The organism is Kocuria sp. NPDC057446 (assembly GCF_042802875.1).
Lineage (GTDB): Bacteria > Actinomycetota > Actinomycetes > Actinomycetales > Micrococcaceae > Kocuria.
Window position 1 is genome coordinate 1 of sequence record NZ_JBHVDI010000294.1, and the last position, 1,349, is coordinate 1,349.

At 71.8% G+C, this 1,349-nt stretch carries 1 protein-coding gene; it reads right to left on the minus strand.

Going from position 1 to position 1,349, the window contains the following annotated elements:
* Positions 1–50: 50 nt before the first annotated feature.
* A complete protein-coding gene (locus ACFU0Y_RS18180) occupies positions 51–1,223 on the minus strand; it encodes an endo-1,4-beta-xylanase (protein ID WP_380216375.1) in 1,173 nt (390 codons plus the stop codon).
* Positions 1,224–1,349: the final 126 nt, after the last annotated feature.

Below are 1,349 nucleotides of genomic sequence, written 5' to 3' on the forward strand. Positions count from 1 at the left end.
GCTCGCACGAGCGGGCCCCGTCGCGCGCCGGCCGGGGCCGGGCGATCGGCTCAGCGGCGGAACGCGGGGTGGTGCCTCCACTTGGCGTCCCCGCCCGGCTGCGAGCGGACCAGGGTCTCCTGGAGGGCGTCGTAGGCCGGCTTGCGCTCGTAGTCGCCCTCCATGGTCAGCGCGTCCCCGTAGCCGGGGAAGGTGTTCGGCACCCAGGAGTGCTCGTCGAGCACGCCCCACACGGTGAAGGAGTTGCAGTCCTCCACGGCCAGGCACGCCTCGAGGGCCATGCGGTACCAGTCGGCCTGCTTCTGGCGCAGCTCGTCGGTCATCCGGTCGTTCCCGTCGACCGGTCCGCGGACGTCGATCTCGGTGACGGCGGTCTGCAGCCCCAGGTCGTCGAAGCGCTGGAGGTTCTGCTGCATGCGCCCGTCGAAGCCGTACTGGAGGCCGAGGTGGGTCTGCATCCCGAAGCCGTGCACCGGCACGCCCTGCGCGAGCAGGTCCTGGATCAGCGCGTAGTAGGCGTCGGACTTCGCGTTGATGCCCTCCACGTTGTAGTCGTTGAAGAACAGCTGGGCGTTCGGGTCGGCGTCGTGGGCCCAGCGGAAGATGTCGGCGATGATCTCCGGGCCCAGCTCCCGCAGCCAGATGTTGTCCTGCAGGCGGAGGTTGCCGCGGTCGTCGAAGATCTCGTTGGCGACCTCCCACTGCTGGATGCGGCCCTCGTAGTGACCGACCACCGTGTAGATGTGGTCCTTCAGGATGGCGCGCAGCTCCTCCGGGGTGTGGTTCCCGTTCTCGAGCCAGTCGGGGTTCTGGCTGTGCCAGAACAGGGTGTGGCCGCGCACGACCTGCCCGTTGGCCTCGGCGAAGTCGACGATGTCGTCGGCGGGGCCGAAGTCGTACACGCCCTCCTCGGGGTGGATGAACTCCCACTTCATCTGGTTCTCGGGGGTCAGGGAGCTGAACTCCCGCGCCAGGACGGAGCGGTACTCGGGGTCGGAGGGGAAGGGCTCCGGGTAGTCGGCACTGGTGTGGTGGCCTCCGCCGGCCACGGCGCTGCCGATGTGGAAGCCCTTGGGCGTGTTCCAGCGCAGGGTGTCCTGCTTGGCCAGGCCGGGGGGCCGGGTCTCGGGGGCGGCGCTCGCGGCCTGGGGGACCGCGGTGAGGCACAGGGCGGCGACGGCGGTGGCCGCGCCGGCACGGAGGAGGGGGGCTCGTCTGCTCATCTCGGGGGGTTCCTTCGTTCGGGAGGGAATGGGGATGGGGTCGGAGGGGCGGGGATGGACGGGGCGCGGGGGGCGGCCGGGGCCCCCCCCCCCCGGGCGGGGGGCGCCGGCGCGCCCCCGCCGGGG

Coding starts and splice junctions, on each gene's coding strand:
- ACFU0Y_RS18180 (WP_380216375.1), bottom strand. CDS start 1,223: ATGAGCAGACGAGCCCCCCTCCTCCGTGCCGGCGCGGCCACCGCCGTC.